This window comes from Methanoregula sp. (assembly GCF_023227875.1).
Lineage (GTDB): Archaea > Halobacteriota > Methanomicrobia > Methanomicrobiales > Methanospirillaceae > Methanoregula.
Genome location: NZ_JALOCH010000002.1, coordinates 119696 through 137876, shown reverse-complemented (window position 1 = coordinate 137876; position 18181 = coordinate 119696). Strand labels below are relative to the sequence as shown.

Below are 18181 nucleotides of genomic sequence, written 5' to 3'. Positions count from 1 at the left end.
ACGATAATGAGATGGCGACCTTCGATCCTTCCATCCTTGGCATCTTCATCTTCGGGCTGATTGCCGGCATCTGTCCCTGCAACAGTGTCCTGTGCCTTGGACTGATCGGGTACCTGACGAGCGGGAATACGAACCTCTCCCTCCCCACTATCCTCAAACTGACCATCTCGTTCTGCATCGGCACGGTGCTTGTGCTCCTCCCGCTCGGGATGATCGCGGGATTTATCGGAAAATACCTGCTCTTCCTCAACAGCACCATCGCGTGGGCAATCGGAGGAGTATTGCTGATCCTGATGGGGTTACAGCTCCTCCAGATCTACAAACCGCCGATAAAGAGTATATTCAATTTTTTCAAAGTACCGATGTCCTATACGGTTACGGGTGCGTTTTTACTCGGGCTCTCGTTTGGTGCAATAACGGTGGGGAGGGGAGCTCCCATGCTCCTTATCGTCCTGACCTATATCGCCCTCTACCAGACCGTTGTCCAGGGTTTTTTCACCATGCTGATCTACGCGATCGGGCTCTCCCTGCCGCTCATTGTGATCAGCTCGCTTGGCGGTGCTCTTGGGAAACAGATCAAGGACAAGGCGAGAGTGAGCGGCGAGGTATTCGATAAGATCATTGGTGTCGTGATTGTGCTCATCGGGATATATTTCCTGTACCTGGCATTCCGGTAACACACTTCCCCGAATTCGTCCACGCGCCTAATCTTTTCCTTAATCTTCTTTCAGATTGGACCGTACCGGTCATCTGCAGGAAAAAATACAAAAGGTAATACTAGGGTGCGGCGACATGATCCGGGATGCAGTCACACAGGAAAAGGAAATTTTCAGGATCAGCCGGTCATAAGGTGCATGTTTTTCCTAACGCGATCCCGTTCTCATATCTGCCGGTTGTCCTGTTCCTTGTTCTCCTGTGTACTATCAACGCCGCCTGTGTCTCTTCCGCCCCGGCCGTTCCCACTGAATCCGGTATTGGTTCAACCAGTCCGGACTCCTCCGGTCCTTTCCTTTACCAGAACATTGTCAACACCTCGCGGGGCGTGGAAGGTTTCCTGAACAATTCCGGCAAAGATCCGGAGGCACGGAGGTCTGTCGCGATCCGTGACGCAATGGATTCCCGTGATCCGGTCACCCGGGATTATGCGGTCTCGCTCATCCCCAGAGCCCATGGGGGTACGTTCAACCTCGCCCAGATCTGCGATCTCTGGGAGAACGTGTACAGCCGCTGGACGTACGTGGATGACCCGCGAGGCGAGGAGTATTTCTCCCCGGCCAGCCGGACCATCGCCCTCGGGTTCAAGGGCGACTGCGATGACTTCGCGATCGTTGTTGCAGCGATGATCGAATCGGTTGGCGGGAGTGCCCGCATTGTCACGGCAAAGAACGGCACGTCCGGCCATGCGTATTCGGAAGTGTATATCGGGAACACCAGTGAGCAGTTCGAGGAGGCTGCCGCATATATCCGGCAACGGTACCATGTCACGGACGTGGGTTGTCACATCACCACGGATGCGGACGGTCCCCGCTACTGGCTCAACCTCGACTGGTGGAGCACTCATCCCGGTGGGAGATTCTTTGCCGATGATGGTGTCCGGATCGCCTATTACCCGGACGGCCGCTGGGAACCGATTGAGACCTGGCTGGTACGTCCAGGATAATGCCATCTGTCACGGTGATGAAAAATTCAGGTAATATGAGTGGACGTTTGATAGCGATTATAATTATATGAAAATGGAAATTTTTTATAGGTGCCAAAAGTAAATATCTGGTGGTTAACCATGATGCACAACAAAGGATGCAGCAATTGCAGCGCTTTTATCCCGACAACAGAACTCCTGATCTCCCGGTGCAGGAATGAGAACGGGGCCCCGCTCCACGACCACAAGATCTTTGCCATGAACAAGAACGGATGCCCTATCTGGTCCGGCTCTATTCCGAAGGCAGATTAAAAATTTCTTTCTTTTTAAGGATCTGTCAGTTTTTCCGGATATGATCTGCCCAACAGGATGCCGTTCATGTATGTCGCGTCTATCCGGTTCTTCAGTGTCCGGTCCAGAATGATCTCTCTTCCCGTTCCCTTGTGTCGGCGAAATTAACCGAACCGGTTAAACTCAGGTGTTTTTATCGCCATCATTTTTTCCGTCGTTTGTTAATCACTCTGGAATTTTTTTATATTTGGTTAATTAATTATAATTAATACCGATCCACTTTAACAAGGTTTAATTACATTCTCGAAAATAACTGAAAGTTAACACAATTTTGTGTGTGATGTGCATGGCGTTTTCAGTACATGTAAATATGAACCGCTGCACCGGGTGTGGAATCTGTGTGGTTGCCTGCCCGGTCAACGCTCTCGAGCTTCATACGCTCGACCCGGTAACCAAGGAGAAAATCTACGCGGTCAAGGATGGGAAATCCATCAGTGTTGACGCGAAGAATGAACTTTGTGCCGGGTGTGGCGTGTGTGTTGCAGCATGCCCGTACAAAGTGATCACCCTTGCTGGTAAGGGAATGACCAACGCATTGGCACAATAACCGGAGATGGACGAATGCCAAAGATCAACCTGAACATGATTACCCAGCGTTCGATCGAGGAAGGTGCCGCGATGGAGAAGGGTAAGACCAATCCCGACTACTTCGTCGCCTGCTCGATCTGCGAGATGAACCCCGAGGACATGAAGAAAGCTGGCATCTGGAAGAACACGAATATCCGTGTCACCAGTGAATGCGGTACTGTTATTGTCAAGGCCATCGAGCCGACCCAGTACTGTCCCCCGGGCCTTGCCCACATCCGCCAGGGTGTCTGGGCAAACCAGGTCGTCCCGCCCCGGACCCAGTCCACCGGCACCCCGCAGTACAGCGGTTTCCCGGTCACTATCGAACCCGCTCCGAGCGAGCGTCTGAAAACCGCCCTTGAGCTCGTGCAGGGCGCTGTAGGGCTCTGGAAAGGAGGTCAGTAATTATGCCTAAACTTATCAAAGGTGTCGGATGTCCGTACTGCGGCTCATCCTGCGACGATATCGAAGTGCTTGTCTCTGACGATGAGACCAAGATCCTCGAAGTCCACAATGCGTGTATCATCGGGACTAACCTGTTCCACCATGCAAACGACCCGACCCGCCCGAAGCTCCCGCGCAGGCGCCAGCCCGACGGCACCATGAAGGAGATCCCCTACGATGAGGCGATCGACTACATGGCAAAGACCATGCTCGCGGCCAAGAAGCCCCTCATCTATGGCTTTGGCTCAACCAACTGCGAAGGCATGAGCGCAGTCGCCCGTATTGCAGAGAAGTCCGGTGCCGTGCTCGACAACTGCGCAACCATCTGCCACGGCCCCTCGTTCCTTGCCATCTTCGACAACGGGTACCCGAGCTGCACGCTCGGTGAAGCGAAGAACCGCGCCGATGTCGTGGTCTTCTGGGGCTGCAACCCGATGCACGCCCACCCCCGCCACACCTCCCGGTACTCGATCTTCCCCCGCGGCTACTTCACCCAGAAGGGTGCCATGCAGCGGACTGTCCTGTCGATCGACCCGCGTGAGACCGACACCGCGAAACTCGCCGATGTCCACCTCATGCTCGACCAGGGACACGACTACGAACTCTTCGATGCGTTCCGGACCGTGCTCCGTGGCCACGACATCCCTGATGTAGTAGCAGGCATCCCCAAGGAGACAATTATCAAATCTGTCGAGATCATGAAGAATGCAAAGTTCTGCATGATCTTCTTTGGCATGGGCTGCACGCACACCGATGGCCGCAACCACAACATTGACGCCGCGATCAGCCTGACCCGCGACCTCAACGAGCACACGAAAGCATCAATCATGGCCATGCGGGGCCACTATAACATTGCCGGCCCCGGCCAGGTCTGGGCATGGCAGTTCGGCTTCCCGTACTGCATCGACCTCTCAAAGGGTACTCACGCCCACATGAACCCGGGCGAGACCAGTTCCGTTGACCTCGCGATGAGGGACGAAGTAGACTGTTTCGTCAATGTCGGTGCCGATGCCGGCGCCCACTTCCCAATCCAGCCGGTCCAGCACCTGAAGAAGCACCCCTTCATTACAGTCGACCCGAACTTCAACATGGCAAGCGAGATCTCGGACCTCCACATCCCGGTCAGGATTGCCGGCGTTGACGAGCCGGGTGTTGTCTACCGTATGGACAACGTGCCGATCCAGTTCCGTGCCGTCATCAAGGGCCTCCCCGGCGTACCAAGCGACGAGGAACTCTTCAACAAAGTCTACGAGCGCATGTGCGAACTGACCAAGACCGAGCCCATCTGGCTTGCGGCAAAGGAAGACCGGAGATACCCCGAATCAGAGGCGGTGATCTGAGATGGCATCAGGAGAAATGATTGTAAAGGGCGGGTTTATCATCGACCCGACCCGTAAGATTGACGGTGACGTAGGCGATGTTGCCATCAAGGATGGCAAGATTGTCGACAAGGTCGGCTCCTCTGCAAAGGTCATTGATGCAAAGGGCAAGGTTGTCATGGCCGGTGCAGTGGATGTCCACTCCCACGTTGCAGGCCCCAAAGTCAATGCCGGCCGCCTGATGCGTCCTGAAGACAAGTTCATTTCAGGATTCTGCAGGAGCGGGATGGCACAGAAGAACGGCTACCGCATGGAGTCCGGCTTCTCGATCCCCTCGGTATTCAAGACCGGGTATGACTATGCCCGGATGGGATATACATTCGTCATGGAAGCGGCAATGCCCCCGCTCCTCGCCCCGCACACACACGAGGAGATCCACGACACCCCCATCATCGATGAAGGAGCGCTGCCGGTCTTCGCCAACAACTGGTTTGTTATGGACTACCTCCGGAAGGGAGAAGTTGAGAACACGGCAGCCTATATTGCCTGGCTCCTCAAGGCCACGAAAGGTTATGGTGTCAAGCTTGTCAATCCCGGCGGCACTGCTGCATGGGCATGGGGTCTCAACTGTCTCTCCCTCAACGACCCGGTCCCGTACTTCGAGATCACTCCCGCGGAGATCATCAAGGGCCTGATCGAGGCAAATGAGTTCCTCGGTCTTCCGCACTCGATTCACCTCCACCAGAACAATCTCGGCAACCCCGGCAATTATCCGGACACTATTGCAGCCCTTAAGATTGCCGAGGGATTCAAGGCCAGGAACAAGTTCGGCCGTGAATCCGTCATGCACTCCACCCACCTCCAGTTCCACTCCTATGGTGGCGAGGGCTGGAAGGACTTCTGCTCCAAGGCCAAAGAGGTCATGGACTATGTCAACAAGCAGAAGAACATCACCATCGATCTCGGCTGCGTAACGCTGGACGAGACCACCACGATGACCGCTGACGGCCCGTTCGAGCACCACCTCCACGGTCTCAACCACCTGAAGTGGACCAATGTTGACGTCGAGATGGAGACCGCCGCTGGCGTTGTCCCCTACATCTACGACAAGAATGTCACACCCAACGCAGTCCAGTGGGCAACCGGTCTTGAACTGGCACTCTATGCAAAGGACATGAACCGGTGCTTTATCACCACCGACCACCCGAACGCAGGGCCGTTCACCCGGTACCCCCGCGTCATCAAGTGGCTCATGAGCAAGAAGGCCCGGGAAGAGACCATCGCAACCATGAAGAACAGTGACAGGATGATCGGCCTGACCAACATCCACACTATGGATCGCGAGCTCACCCTCTTCGAGATCGCCCAGATGACCCGGTCCGGCCCGGCAAAATGCCTCGGCCTTGGAAACGTGTACGGCGGCCTTGCACCCGGCATGAACGGGGACGTGTCAGTCTTCAACCTCAACTACAAGGACCTGCCCAAGGATGCAGAGAAGATCGAGACGGCACTCCAGCGTGCAGCCTGCTTCATCAAGGGCGGGGAAGTCATTGTCAAGGACGGCGAAGTTGTCAGCCACGGCCACAAGAAGACGGTCTGGGTCAAAGTCGCGATGCCCGAGAACCCGCAGGTCACCCGTGATGTCAGCCAGGCATTCACCCAGGGGACCTACACAGTTGACATCAGGAATTACCCGGTCCGGGAATACCTTGCCCCGCACCAGTCAGTTATCGATGTGAATGTGGAGGCCTGAGGTGCGATCATGGCAACAGTAACGTTAAAACCCACCAAGGTCCCCGAACTCATGTTCGAGGGATACAGCATCACCCCCGACGCATTCGCAGGAAAGACTGCAGCACAGATTGCAGAACTCCCGGGACACGAAGGAAAGATCCATATGAAACTCGGGGACTTCTTTGAAGTCTCCGGCAACGCAGGCGAGACTGCCGCAGACACCGACATCGTGATTGCCGGTGACTGCACCCGTGTCAAGTACATCGGTGCCAGGATGACCGCAGGAACGGTCACGGTCAATGGCAATGCTGACATGTATGTCGGCGGCTGGATGAAGGGCGGCAAGATCCACATCAAGGGGAACATGGACTCATTCTGCGGGATCCAGATGGAAGGCGGAGAGCTCCTCTGCGACGGCGATGCCAAGAACCATGTCGGCTGTGCCTACCGTGGCGACTGGAGAGGCATGAAGGGCGGCACCATCCGGATCAAGGGCAGTGCAGGTAACGATATCGGTACCTTCATGCTCGGCGGCACCATCATCATCGAGAAGAACGCCTTCATCCACGTCTCCACCCATGCAGAGGGCGGCACGGTCGTCATCAAGGGCGATGTCGAGGGACGTGTCGGCGGCCAGATGGTCAGGGGCGAGATGTACGTGCTCGGCAAGATCAAATTCATGATGCCCGGATACAAGAAGGTCGACACTGTCGAGAAGGAGATCGACGGCGTCAAGGCGACCTTCGACCACTACATCGGCGACCTCGGCGAGAGACACCCGAAGAGCAAGGGACAGGTCGTGTACGCAAACCTGTACCTGAAAGCGGCGGCATGAACCCCCAAACACATCACAACACATCGGTCCATAGAGGACAAATCTCTTTTTTCTCCGACAGGTCATCAGACCTGGAGGAGGAGAAGAACGCATCAGCGTTCTTCGACTTCCGACAGGTTCGAAGAACCAGGAGGACGAGAATGCAGAGGGTCATCAGACCCGAAGCAGGAGAAGACCAATATGTCTTCGACCGAATCCATCAGGATTCTTCGAATTCCGAAAGCTTATCAGAGCCTGAAGTGAAGAATGCTGAGCGGCATAAGCCCCGAAGCAGGAGAAGGCTATCAGGTCTTCGACCGAATGCATTAGCGTTCTTCGACATTCGAAGGTCGGCTCCGCCTCCGTTCTCGCTCTCGAAGTTCTCACGGACTTCTTCGAGTTCCGACAGGTTCGAAGAACCAGGAAGACAACATAAGAATCTCCGTTACAGGGTGTGACCCTATGAATAAAGTTGGAAGAGACTTCATCAATGGAACCAGATGCCCGGATTATTCCACGGTCGACCTTGTCCTCCGTGTCCCGGAACCCCCCCACGAGTTCCCGGTTAAGGAAGGGCAGACCGTCATCGAACTCATAAACCCGAAAAAAATCAAGCTCCCGGACATGCCGGTCAGGAAAGCGATAGAAGGCTGGGAACCTGTCGGGTTCTTTGCCCGGTCCACGATGGACTTAAAGCAGCTCTCGTACCTGCTCTGGTGTACCCAGGGGTTCAAGAAGGTCGTGGCAGAGTCGATCGAGATCCGCAACATACCCTCGACCGGTTCGCGGAACCCGCTGGAGACCTATTTTGTCGCGAGCGATGTGGAAGGGCTGGATGCCGGCCTGTACCGGTACCTCCCGAAATCCCACAGCATCGTGGCCGAACATCTCGACTCAGGGCTGACTCTTGAGATGAGCACCGCAAGCATGAACTTCAAGCTCACGACCCGGGCTGCCGTAACCTTCCTCTGGGTCGCCATTCCGTACCGAACGGTCTGGGCAATCGGGAACCGGGGATATCGCAGTGCTCTCATCGAGGCCGGGCATGCCTGCCAGAACCTGATCCTGGCTGCCTCGGGGCTCGGTCTCCAGGTGGCACCGATTGACATGTTCCACGATGATCTGGTTACAAAACTCGCAAATCTCGACCCCGAGACTCAGTGGCCGGTCTACCTTGCTGCCGTGGGAAATACCCAGCAGAACGTATCGCTGTGATAAAGAGGTCCCCTTTTTTCAGTCACTCCCGGATAACTTGTTTACCAGGACATTGCGACATTCTTTTTACTATTACAAAAGCACATTGTTAATACAATTATTTTGATGAGGGTACGGGAATGGCACGACACGATCGCACGAGAAGAACGGGGCGCTGTCTGCGATGGTAAAGCGTTACCTTGAGCTCCGTTCTCTTGAAGAGGCACTCACCCTGCTCACGACCGCCTTTGCTGCGCCACGGCGGACCGAGAAGGTCCCTGTCATGCAGTCTGTGGGAAGGGTCGTGGCAGAACCGGTCTATGCCAAATACTCTGTACCGGAAGTGAATCTCTCTGCCATGGACGGGATCGCGGTCAGGAGCCGGGATACCCTTGGTGCCAGCGACCAGAACCCGGTAACCCTTGACCACTGTGCCCGGGTGAATACCGGCAACATCATCCCTCCGGAGTTCGACGCGGTCATCATGATCGAGGATGTCTGGGAATCCGGCAGCCACTTCCAGGTACGGCGGGCTGCGGTTCCATGGCAGCATGTCCGCCCGGCCGGGGAGGACATCAAGGAGAACAAACTGGTACTTCCCCGCGGCCACCTGATCCGGCCGTTCGATATCGGGGCACTCGTCACCTATGGGATCACCTCCATCGAGGTCCTTGCAGTCAACGTGGGCATTATTCCGACCGGCAGCGAGCTCGTGCCGCTGGGTGTCCGGCCCGGTCCGGGGCAGGTGGTGGAGAGCAACACAGTCATGGCCCAGGTCTTCCTCTCCCAGATGGGAGCGCACTGTACCCGCCTTCCGATCGTGCACGATGACCCCGACCTGATCCGCGATGCCCTGCGGTCAGCGGTGCGGGATAACGACCTTGTCATCATCTCTGCCGGCTCATCAGCCGGGACCCGCGACTTTACCGAGAGCGTGATCCGTTCGATCGGGGAACTGCTCTTCCATGGCGTGGCAGTCAAGCCCGGCAAGCCGATGATGCTGGGAAGGGTAGAGGGCAAACCCGTCCTCGGGTTGCCGGGGTACCCTCTTGCTGCCCAGTCCGTGCTCCGGGAGTTTGCCGCACCGCTGCTTGAATCATGGGGGTTTGCCCCGGCACCACGGTACCCGGTGACCGCCCGGCTGGCGCAGGCGCTTACGTCAGACCCTGGGTTCGACGAGTTCGTGCCGCTCTTTGTCGGCTGTATCGGTGACACCCTGTACGGGACGCCTCACGGGAAAGGGGGTTTTGCCCAGATGGCAACGGTAAAGGCGAACGGCTACACCCACATCCCTGCACCGGTCGAGGGATACGAAGCCGGGACCGAGCTTACGGTCTTCCTTACCACCGATCCCGGGAGCATCGAGCGTACCCTCATCCTGACCGGAACGCTGGACCCGGCCCTGGAGGAACTCGCCGGGCTCGCCCATGATGAGGGATTGTATATCCATGCCACAAACCCGGGAAATACCGCAGGATTTCTTGCCCTGGGCAACAACACCTGCCATGCCTCCCCTCTTGTCCTACCCGCCCGCTCCCCGCTGAAGACCTACACTTCCTTAATAAAAAATCCGGATGACCGCGAACTGGCGTTTATCCATATTGCTACCATTGAAATGGGTATCGCGTCCCGCGATGGCCTGAATGTAACGGATCTCGCCAATGCCCGGTTCATCAATACGCGGAAAGGCACCCCGTCACGGATGGTCCTCGACACCCTGCTTGCCGCGGAAGGAATTGACCCCCTGGAGTTGAACGGGTACCTCCAGGAAGTCCACGATTCCCCGGCAGTTGCAGTCGCCGTACGGAACGGGTTTGCCGATGCCGGTATCTGTACTTCCAGCATTGCCAGTGCCAGCGGACTGCAGTTCATTCCGGTTGCCCATGCGGATTACGAGCTTGCCGTGCAACGGGATCTGTTGACAGATCCCAGGATCGGGATGCTCATCACCCTGATACGGTCACCGGCTTACCACGCTCTTCTCATGAAGTCCGGGGGGTATTCAACAGAAACGACCGGGATGATCCGGCACCTTTCTACGGATTCGATCCTGACCGAGTCCCCCCTCCCGGCAATCAATCCTGAATCGCCGCAGGGATAATGTTTTAAAAAAAGGACTATGTTATGCCGGCACTTTTGCCAGTGTTGATTCGGTCTTCCGGACCGGTTTTTTCACCCAGGTAAGCTCCTTGCCCTCAAAGGCAAACGATCGCATGGTACAGACAAGGATCTCGGGTGGCACCGATGAGGTGTCTGCATTGGCCGGGACCATGACTGCACAGGTGAAACGGGTCGGCATGCCGTCGCGATTGCGTTCTGCCGTAGTAAGGTCCTCCGGAAGGGGTGAGGGTACCGATCTTTCGAATGTAACAAAGACCTTTATGCATTCATGGTGTCCTCCGTTGCGCCGTTCCAGCACCATGATCGAGTCGTACCTGTTTCCGGTCGGCCGTGAGGTACATTTCCAGCCATCATAACTGGAGTAGATGTTTTTGATCTCCTTTGCCACAAAATCGTGCATAATGTCTGAACTGAAACCCATAGTACTCAAGTATTGTAAATCTGGTCATCCTGATAAATACCGCTGGTTAATTAACAGCAGTTAACTTATCTCCTGTAACGGGACTGGTTAATCTCCCTGCCTTGTTACCAATGTGTTACCCTTTCACGACGTAATAATCCCGATGACTGCATGCGGGCTTTCTTTTCATATTAACCTAATGATGTTAACAAAATTGATTTATTAAGCCAAAGAAAATGTACTATGTCCTGAATGGACACGATGGCCAGAACCAATGTCCCGGTTCTTTCGGTACCTGCATCATGCCACGATGCGGCGGGTCTGGCGTGCATCATAACTCCCGCGGGGGGCCATCGATAGTATGACACACACACGGCCTCCTGCGGAAGGGATCTCCTTCGTTATTCTGCGCGGATAATGGTCCCGGTATTGTTGCCGTTGATCGCCTTTTCGATATTGCCCCGCTTATGACAGTTGATGATCCGGACTTCGCGGATATGGGCGGCGTCTTCCAGGAGTTTTATGACCATAGGTTCAAGCACCAGATCCTCAAGATCCATTTTGATCAGTTCCTTTGCGGTGATATCCCTGATGAGCTCTGCATCCGGGTTCTTCCGGGGGTCTTCAGCATAAAGCCCGTCCACGTTCTTCCCGATGATACAGCTCTTTGCACCGAGCACTTCTGCGATCAGGAATGCACCGGTATCCGTGCGGTGAGGCGGGATCGCATCGGACCGCGACGGGTGTTCGTAGAGCCCGTACGGAGGCGTGCCATGGATGACCGGCAGGATGCCGAGCTTCAGGAGCATCGGCAGTTCGAGAAGATCGCCGGTATGGATCCGCGACCCATTGTATTTCGAGAGCAGGATCGAGACCATGATTGCGTTCTGTTCGGAGATCTTGGCCGAGAGTTCGGCAAGGACACCGGTCGGCATACCCAGGTCCATGCCGATGTCCATGATATGGCGCACGCGCCCGCCGCCACCGGTGACCACGAGGAGTTTGTGCTTCTTCGAAAGCGTTCCGATCTCATCGCAGAGCGGGTACATCACATCGCGCCCGTAATCGATCGCGCCGTGCCCCCCGATCTTGATCACGTTGATATCCGGGGCGATACGGATCTGTTCGCTCACCGGCCGTTTTCTCTTCAGCCCTTTCCGGACAAGGGTCTCACCCTGCAGTCCGCTTGATAACTCAAACCGTTTTTTCATGATGAACACTCAACTCCAGTATCGCAAAGGAAAGGTATAAGTCCATGCAAACCAGTTGGTATATCAGAGCTGATACTTCCGCAGCACGACTTTGAACTGCGGACGTTATTGGCAGGAGGAATACCATGAAGATCTACATTCGTGAACGCCAGAAAGTAGGCGAGGGCGTCGAGTCGCCCAAGTACCGCATCGTTGCAGTGACCGGTGGCGAGATCCAGATCGCGGCAACCCATTTTCGGAAGTTCGAGATCGAACAGATTGCAAAGGACGTCAAGGCGGAAGTTGTGTACATGAAGCCTGTTGACGATGACCATAAGAAGAAGAAATAATTTTTTACTTTTTGTGATCTGGCCAAACCTCAATACCTTTGAGGATCAACTATCCTGAAGAGAAGATTCATGGCCGCCCTTTCCATTGATTCCCTTTTTGATGCAGCGGTCCGCATTCAGGTAGAAGAACGAGCAATATCACTGACATTTACTGAGGATTCAGTCCGGATAAAATTCCCCACTACCCGGAGACTGGCTGAATTCCTTGATGTCCCGCATTACTACATCCTCCCCTACTTCGCGATGATGGAAGAGCAGGAACTGATCACCCGCGCCGAACGTGTGGGTATCCTGACAACGACAAAAGGGACACGGAAGATGCTGGCCCTCATGCAGGAAAATTACGCCGGTGAGATGAAGGAAATTCTTGGGCCGGAGATCTTCGTTGCCCTGACCGGAAAGGACTGATTCCCGGGTACCGGTATGTTTCATGCCTGATGACCTCTTTATGTTAACAAATTCGGTAAATCAATTTAATTATCTTAAAACCATTTGATTATCAGCTGGTTATCAGCTGGTTACTACTATATATTAACTTATTACAAAAAGAAACATTCAATTATCTCCCGCCGTAAAATTATCCCGGTCATACTATGAAAAAGACTGTGTATGTTGGATTTACTGCAATGATCGTTGCAGTCCTGTTTGTAACAACTCTCTTTGCCGGATGTACCAGTACCTCTCCGTCAACAACCCCAGCTGACTCTACTGCGGCAGCAACCCCTGCTGCAACAGCAGCCGATGAGAAGACACTCGTCATCGCGACGACCACGAGCCTGTATGATACCGGGCTCCTTAACTATCTCCAGCCAATTTTCGAGAAAAAGTACGATGTCAAGCTGAAGATCACCTCGCAGGGCACCGGCAAGGCCATCGAGCTCGCGAAGCGTGGCGATGCGGATGTGCTGCTTGTCCACTCCCCGAGCCAGGAACTGGCGTTCATGAAAGATGGTTCTGGCCTGAACCGGCGCTCGTTCGCCTCCAACTCGTTCCTGATTGTCGGCCCGGCAGCGGATCCGGCGGGTATCAGGGATATGACCCCTGAACTGGCCATGACAACGCTGCTCCTCAAAGGGACCAACAAGACCGCAGGTATTGCCTTCGTTTCCCGTGGCGACAACTCCGGGACCCACTCCGCTGAGAAGACTGTCTGGTCCAAGGCCGGATACAACTACACCACCCAGGTCCAGAAGTCCGGGGACTGGTACGTAGAAGCCGGTAAAGGAATGGGAGAGACGCTCCAGATGGCAAGCGAGAAGGGTGCATACGTCCTGACCGATGAAGGGACCTACCTTGCCTACAAGAAGGATCTCAACCTGGTACCCCTTGTCAGCAAAGGTGCAAGCCTGCTCAACATCTACAGCGTGATGGCTGTATACAACGACAAGCAGCCGGCCGACAAGATCCAGATGGCCAACAATTTCATCAACTTCCTCCTCGATCCGACGACCCAGGCCGATATCGCCTCCTTTGGTGTCGACAAGTACGGCAAGGCCCTCTTCACTCCCATGAGTGTCGAGGTCCCGACTGCAACTGAAGGTTGGGTAGGCGACTACAGTACGCCGGCAACCGAGATTGCACCGGCGGCAACTGTTGCCCCGGCAGCAGCGGCAACAACCGCATAATTTTTCCCCCCCTTTTTCCGAATCCGAGTGGTTCGTAAGAACCACGAGGAGGAGAAGACCATCAGGTCTTCGACAGAAGTCTCCAGAGTTCTTCGAGTCGGTGATGGTCATCTGACCTGAACCGCGAGAAGAGTGCATCAGCACTCTTCGAGTTCCGACAGAATATCATCCTCGAGGTTCAGGACCCTCTCCAAACTCACAACAGAGCCAGAGGTATCAATCGGTTCCAGGCACCGGTCTCTTCTTTATCCAGCCGGCAACAAACGCGATGACCATACCGGTAATAAACGCAAGGGTCATGGAACTGATCAGGGCAAGGATGCCAATGACCACCGTCACGATCAGGGAGTCCGTCTTAAGGCTGTGACGGCCCATCTCGATCCCGACAAAGACGAGCAGGGCGCCAAGTACCCCGACCGCGATAATGGAGAGGACCTGCGGAGACGTGAAGAAGAGGGCGAGGATGAGAAAGATGAGGCCGGCATAGATATTTGCCCCGCCGGTCCGGGCGCCGTACCGGTACTGCCCGGCAAGTCCCCCGGCACCATGGCACATCGGGAACCCCCCGAACGGGACCGAGGTCAGGTTCATAAGGCCGATGGTTGTCGAGAATTTCCTGGGGGGCACATCTTTTCCGAACAGGTCTTTGGTCAGGAGCGACGTTGCAAGGATCGCATTGGCGATCGTGAGGACCAGTTGGGGGAGAACGAGCGTTGTTGTGGCGGGGAGAATATCGGAGTATGCCGGTATCACCAGCTGTGGGGCGGGGATCAGGCTGACCGGGGGAATGCCCGAGATCAGGATCCCGCCGATGAATCCCGCACCGATCACGCAGATTGATGAGAGGTCGGGGATCGAACGGTATTTTACCAGCACCATGAACGCGATGATGATTGCAATGCCAACTCCGAAGAAGAGCGGGTCTGTGGTGATGAATCCTGCCGATGACCGGAAGAGGAGGAGGGCAAGACCCAGCTGGATACCCCTCACCACACTCCCGGGTACCCACCGCTCGATGATGGAGAAAAAACGCCCGTACCCGAGCACGAGGAATATCACACCGAGAATGAGGCCTGCTGCTGCGATCTCACCGGCCGAGATCCCCCCGGCAGCACTTGCTGCGATCACGACCACCGCGATCGCTTTCATCGGTTCAAGGGGGATCGGCAGACGGTAATAGAGACCGGTGAGGATGAACCAGAGCCCAAAGAAGAAGAGAATGTACCGGGGGTCGACGTCCGAGACAAGCGCAACGGCAAGGATGAGCGGGATGATCGTCCCGAAATCCCCAAGCGATCCCGCAAGCTCCGACAGGGAGAACGAGAGCGGGAGAGGGGGTTCCGGATTCATGGTGTCGTCAGGTTTTTTCCGGGTTCGGGTCCATCCAGGTGATTTCCTGCAATCAGGAGTACGCGAACCGTTTTCGGTAATAATAATTAAAAGAAAGTAAAGGTGATCATAGGAATTAACCTTTTCAGAAGGAGACCGGAGCGGAACCGGATCCATATGTTACGGGAGTGAACTGGGTTGGACGATATTGCAGAGGGGGTCATTCAGGCGATTAACCTGATCATCACGCTCAATCCTGACGTCATGCAGATCGCAGCCCTTTCCCTGTACATCTCCCTCTCCGCAACGATCATTGCCGCCCTCATCGCCATCCCTGTTGGGAGCCTCATTCATTTTCATGAATTCCGGGGGAAACGGGCACTTATTATCCTGATCCAGACTCTCTATTCCGTTCCGACCGTGGTGGTCGGTCTCGTCATTTATCTCCTGATCTCCAGAAGTGGTCCGCTGGGATTTTTTGGTCTCCTGTGGTCCCCTGCAGGTATGATCCTCGGACAGACGGTCCTGATAGTTCCCATCATGATGGGGCTCATCATATCGGCACTCAGCGGGATTGACCGGGGCATCAGCGATACGCTCGTTGCTCTTGGGGCCACCACGTCCCAGAAAGTCCTCGAGATCGTGAAAGAGGCCCGGTACGCGATCCTGAGTGCCGTGGTCCTCGGGTTCGGGCGTGCAATCGCCGAAGTGGGTGTGGCGATGATGATCGGGGGTAACATCCGCGACCAGACCCGGGTTCTCACAACGGCAATAACCCTTGAAACAGGAATGGGAAATTTTGGTATTTCCATCGCGCTGGGGATCATCCTGCTCGCCGTTGCCCTGATCGTTGTCGTGATCCTGAACCTCATAACATCCGGTTTTTCCGATGATTCCCGGCATATCGCAGGGGGTCCCCGCGGATGATCCGGATCGAACACCTCACCAAAAAATTCAATGGTGTTGAGACTCTCAGGGAGATCGATCTCACGATACGGGCCGGTGAGATATTCACGTTCATCGGGCCCAGTGGCAGCGGAAAAACTACCCTGATCCGGCTCATCGATCTTCTTGAACGGCCGACCGCGGGCAGGATCGTTTTTGACGGGCAGGACACTGCTGGCACAGAACTGGAGCGCCTCACAATCCGGCGGCGCATTGGGATGGTCTTCCAGAAGCCGGCCGTGCTGAACACCACGGTAGCAGAGAACGTTGCATTCGGGCTGAAGTTCCGGGGCGTATCGCAGGAGGAGATCCGCGAGAGGGTCCCCGCAGCCCTCGATCTGGTGGGCCTGCCACATTTTGCCGACCGTCGTGCACCCACCCTCTCCGGGGGGGAGATGCACCGCGTTGCACTTGCCCGTGCCATGGTGACGCACCCGGAAGTTCTTCTCCTTGATGAACCAACCGCGAATCTCGACCCGGTCTCGTCAAATATGATCGAGGATCTGATCATCCGGATCAATAAAAAATTCGGCACCACCATCATCATGTCCACCCACGACATGCTCCAGGGACAGCGCCTCGCAGATCATATCGGCGTGATAATGGGAGGCCGGCTTGCCCAGGTTGGTTCGATCAACGATATCTTCTACCAGCCGAAAGGAAGGGAGATCGCACGGTTCGTTGGCATCGACACTATCCTGAAAGGGATTGTCAGGAACAACGAGAACGGCCATGCCTGTATTGATGTCGGGGAGGTCAGGTTCGAGGCCATCACCCCGTGTCCGCCGGGACAACGCGTTGCCCTTTACATACGGCCGGAAGAGGTGACCGTCACCCTGACCGATGACAGTGTACAGCGGACCAGCGTGCGGAACCAGTTCGTCGGGAAGGTTACGAAGATAATGCCAAACGGGCCGTTTATCAGGCTCACGGTTGACTGCGGGTTTCCGGTGACCGCCCTCATCACGCGGATGTCCTGCCAGGACCTCAGCATCGGTGTCGGGACGGTTGTATCAACCGGTATAAAAGCCACGGCCATCCATGTGTTGCCGGATGCCCACGGTGCACCTGGATAATGCACCATGACTGATAAAATTCGTGAACCCGTTTGCACAGAATTTCACGAATATACAATAAAAATGACCTTAATATTCTTAATGAGAGGTTACCGCCCCATCACTTCTTTACAGGCCACGCTGCCGCACTCGCTTCCGGCACCTGCTTCAGGATATCCTCCCGGAGCTTTTCGAAATTGAGTTCATCCAGTTGCTCTGATAGCAACCTCCCGCTCCATGCCCGGCGATATACCCAGTCGATGATCTTGTCGATCACAATGAGGACATCTTCCCCGGTCTTTACCGTAAGAAGTTCCCGGCCGATCTTCGGGTGCCGTCCCCGCCTCCCTCCAACCGTGATGAGGTAGTGGGTGTGTGCTTCCTTGAGCAGGTTGAACGAGCACGACTTGACGCACATACCGCACTGGACGCACTTCTCTTCGTCCAGTTCCGAGATCCCGTTCCTGACCCTGATGGCCTTCTCCTTGCAGTAGAAGACGCACATGCCGCAGCCGGTACAGAGACCCTCAGTACGGATCGGGCGGATCCTCCCGATAACACCGATCTCGTTGAGCATGGGGCTCACGCAGGCATTCGGGCATCCCGAGAGTCCGATACGCATCTTGACCGGCATTGTCTTCCCGAACAGTTTTTCATCGATCTTTTTTGCAAGGCTGATGGTATCGATATTGGCGAATTTGCACCGCTCGGTCCCGGGACAGGAGGTGATGTTGACGATCTCATCCTTCTCGGACCCGATCGGTGTCCCGTTCTTCTCGAGACGCTGTGCAACTCTTTTGAGAGTCTTGGGATTGACATGGGGGATCTCGATCGTCTGTCGCGTGGTGCAGTGGACGACACCGGTCCCGTACTTCTTTGCGATATCCGCGATGCCCCGTAACTGTTCTATCGTGAGAACGCCTGCCGGTGCACGGATACGGACCGTTGAAAAATCGGGATTCCGCTCGGTGATGACACCGCCTTTCATGTGAATGCCATACTCTTGCTGCATCTATCAGTACTGAGAAGATTCGGGTTATTAATGATGGGGTTGTGACACGACACTCCCCTTTACATGTATAAATGTGGATTCGGTTGACCGGT

19 protein-coding genes are annotated in these 18181 nt (G+C 55.3%); 15 read left to right on the top strand and 4 right to left on the bottom strand.

What is annotated here, in order from left to right:
• Positions 1-11 precede the first annotated feature (11 nt).
• From M0R30_RS03010 to M0R30_RS02965, 10 genes are all read left to right on the top strand, one after another.
• The gene (locus tag M0R30_RS03010; protein ID WP_292543150.1) at positions 12-677 is read left to right on the top strand and encodes a cytochrome c biogenesis protein CcdA; all 666 of its coding nucleotides are present in this window, start codon (positions 12-14) and stop codon (positions 675-677) included.
• A 173-nt stretch (positions 678-850) separates the two neighbouring features.
• Entirely contained in the window at positions 851-1660 is an 810-nt protein-coding gene (locus M0R30_RS03005) for a transglutaminase domain-containing protein (RefSeq protein ID WP_292543147.1), read from the top strand.
• 120 nt (positions 1661-1780) lie between these two features.
• Positions 1781-1951, top strand: coding sequence for a hypothetical protein (locus M0R30_RS03000; protein ID WP_292543144.1), 171 nt, complete (start codon positions 1781-1783; stop codon positions 1949-1951).
• 325 nt (positions 1952-2276) lie between these two features.
• Positions 2277-2537, top strand: coding sequence for a 4Fe-4S binding protein (locus M0R30_RS02995; RefSeq protein ID WP_292543141.1), 261 nt, complete (start codon positions 2277-2279; stop codon positions 2535-2537).
• Between the two features lie 14 nt (positions 2538-2551).
• Positions 2552-2962: a molybdopterin dinucleotide binding domain-containing protein gene (locus tag M0R30_RS02990; protein ID WP_292543139.1), complete on the top strand. Its 411-nt coding sequence runs from the start codon at positions 2552-2554 to the stop codon at positions 2960-2962.
• A gap of 2 nt (positions 2963-2964) precedes the next feature.
• Entirely contained in the window at positions 2965-4341 is a 1377-nt protein-coding gene (locus tag M0R30_RS02985; protein WP_292543136.1) for a formylmethanofuran dehydrogenase subunit B, read from the top strand.
• Between the two features lies 1 nt (position 4342).
• Positions 4343-6073 carry a formylmethanofuran dehydrogenase subunit A gene (locus M0R30_RS02980; protein ID WP_292543133.1) on the top strand — a complete coding sequence of 577 codons (1731 nt, stop codon included), beginning with the start codon at positions 4343-4345 and terminating at the stop codon, positions 6071-6073.
• A 9-nt stretch (positions 6074-6082) separates the two neighbouring features.
• Positions 6083-6889 (top strand): formylmethanofuran dehydrogenase subunit C, encoded by an 807-nt coding sequence (locus M0R30_RS02975; RefSeq protein ID WP_292543130.1) that lies wholly within the window; start codon positions 6083-6085, stop codon positions 6887-6889.
• 441 nt (positions 6890-7330) lie between these two features.
• Positions 7331-8083, top strand: coding sequence for a SagB/ThcOx family dehydrogenase (locus M0R30_RS02970; protein WP_292543128.1), 753 nt, complete (start codon positions 7331-7333; stop codon positions 8081-8083).
• 163 nt (positions 8084-8246) lie between these two features.
• Positions 8247-10163 (top strand): molybdopterin biosynthesis protein, encoded by a 1917-nt coding sequence (locus M0R30_RS02965; protein ID WP_292543125.1) that lies wholly within the window; start codon positions 8247-8249, stop codon positions 10161-10163.
• Between the two features lie 21 nt (positions 10164-10184).
• Here M0R30_RS02965 and M0R30_RS02960 read toward each other — a convergent pair whose 3' ends face one another.
• Both M0R30_RS02960 and M0R30_RS02955 read right to left on the bottom strand, forming a co-directional pair.
• On the bottom strand, positions 10185-10583 hold the full coding sequence (locus tag M0R30_RS02960; protein ID WP_292543122.1) for a hypothetical protein: 399 nt from the start codon (positions 10581-10583) through the stop codon (positions 10185-10187).
• Positions 10584-10984: 401 nt separating this feature from the next.
• On the bottom strand, positions 10985-11794 hold the full coding sequence (locus M0R30_RS02955) for a uridylate kinase (protein ID WP_292543119.1): 810 nt from the start codon (positions 11792-11794) through the stop codon (positions 10985-10987).
• Between the two features lie 125 nt (positions 11795-11919).
• Here M0R30_RS02955 and M0R30_RS02950 point away from each other — a divergent pair, with 125 nt between their 5' ends.
• The 3 genes from M0R30_RS02950 (at position 11920) to M0R30_RS02940 (ending at position 13748) form a co-directional block, all read left to right on the top strand.
• On the top strand, positions 11920-12123 hold the full coding sequence (locus tag M0R30_RS02950; RefSeq protein WP_292543117.1) for a hypothetical protein: 204 nt from the start codon (positions 11920-11922) through the stop codon (positions 12121-12123).
• Between the two features lie 69 nt (positions 12124-12192).
• Positions 12193-12531 (top strand): hypothetical protein, encoded by a 339-nt coding sequence (locus M0R30_RS02945; protein ID WP_292543114.1) that lies wholly within the window; start codon positions 12193-12195, stop codon positions 12529-12531.
• 185 nt (positions 12532-12716) lie between these two features.
• Complete coding sequence (locus tag M0R30_RS02940; protein WP_292543112.1) at positions 12717-13748, top strand: substrate-binding domain-containing protein; 1032 nt, start codon at positions 12717-12719, stop codon at positions 13746-13748.
• A gap of 216 nt (positions 13749-13964) precedes the next feature.
• On the opposite strand, the gene M0R30_RS02935 is transcribed toward M0R30_RS02940, so the two are convergent.
• On the bottom strand, positions 13965-15098 hold the full coding sequence (locus M0R30_RS02935; protein ID WP_292543110.1) for a putative sulfate/molybdate transporter: 1134 nt from the start codon (positions 15096-15098) through the stop codon (positions 13965-13967).
• Between the two features lie 177 nt (positions 15099-15275).
• On the opposite strand from M0R30_RS02935, the gene M0R30_RS02930 reads away from it, so the two are divergent.
• Complete coding sequence (locus tag M0R30_RS02930; RefSeq protein ID WP_292543108.1) at positions 15276-16004, top strand: ABC transporter permease; 729 nt, start codon at positions 15276-15278, stop codon at positions 16002-16004.
• On the top strand, positions 16001-17098 hold the full coding sequence (locus M0R30_RS02925) for an ABC transporter ATP-binding protein (RefSeq protein WP_292543105.1): 1098 nt from the start codon (positions 16001-16003) through the stop codon (positions 17096-17098). The genes M0R30_RS02930 and M0R30_RS02925 overlap by 4 nt, the downstream gene beginning before the upstream one ends.
• Before the next feature lie 100 nt (positions 17099-17198).
• Here M0R30_RS02925 and M0R30_RS02920 read toward each other — a convergent pair whose 3' ends face one another.
• A complete protein-coding gene (locus M0R30_RS02920) occupies positions 17199-18089 on the bottom strand; it encodes a 4Fe-4S binding protein (protein ID WP_292543103.1) in 891 nt (296 codons plus the stop codon).
• Positions 18090-18181 lie beyond the last annotated feature (92 nt).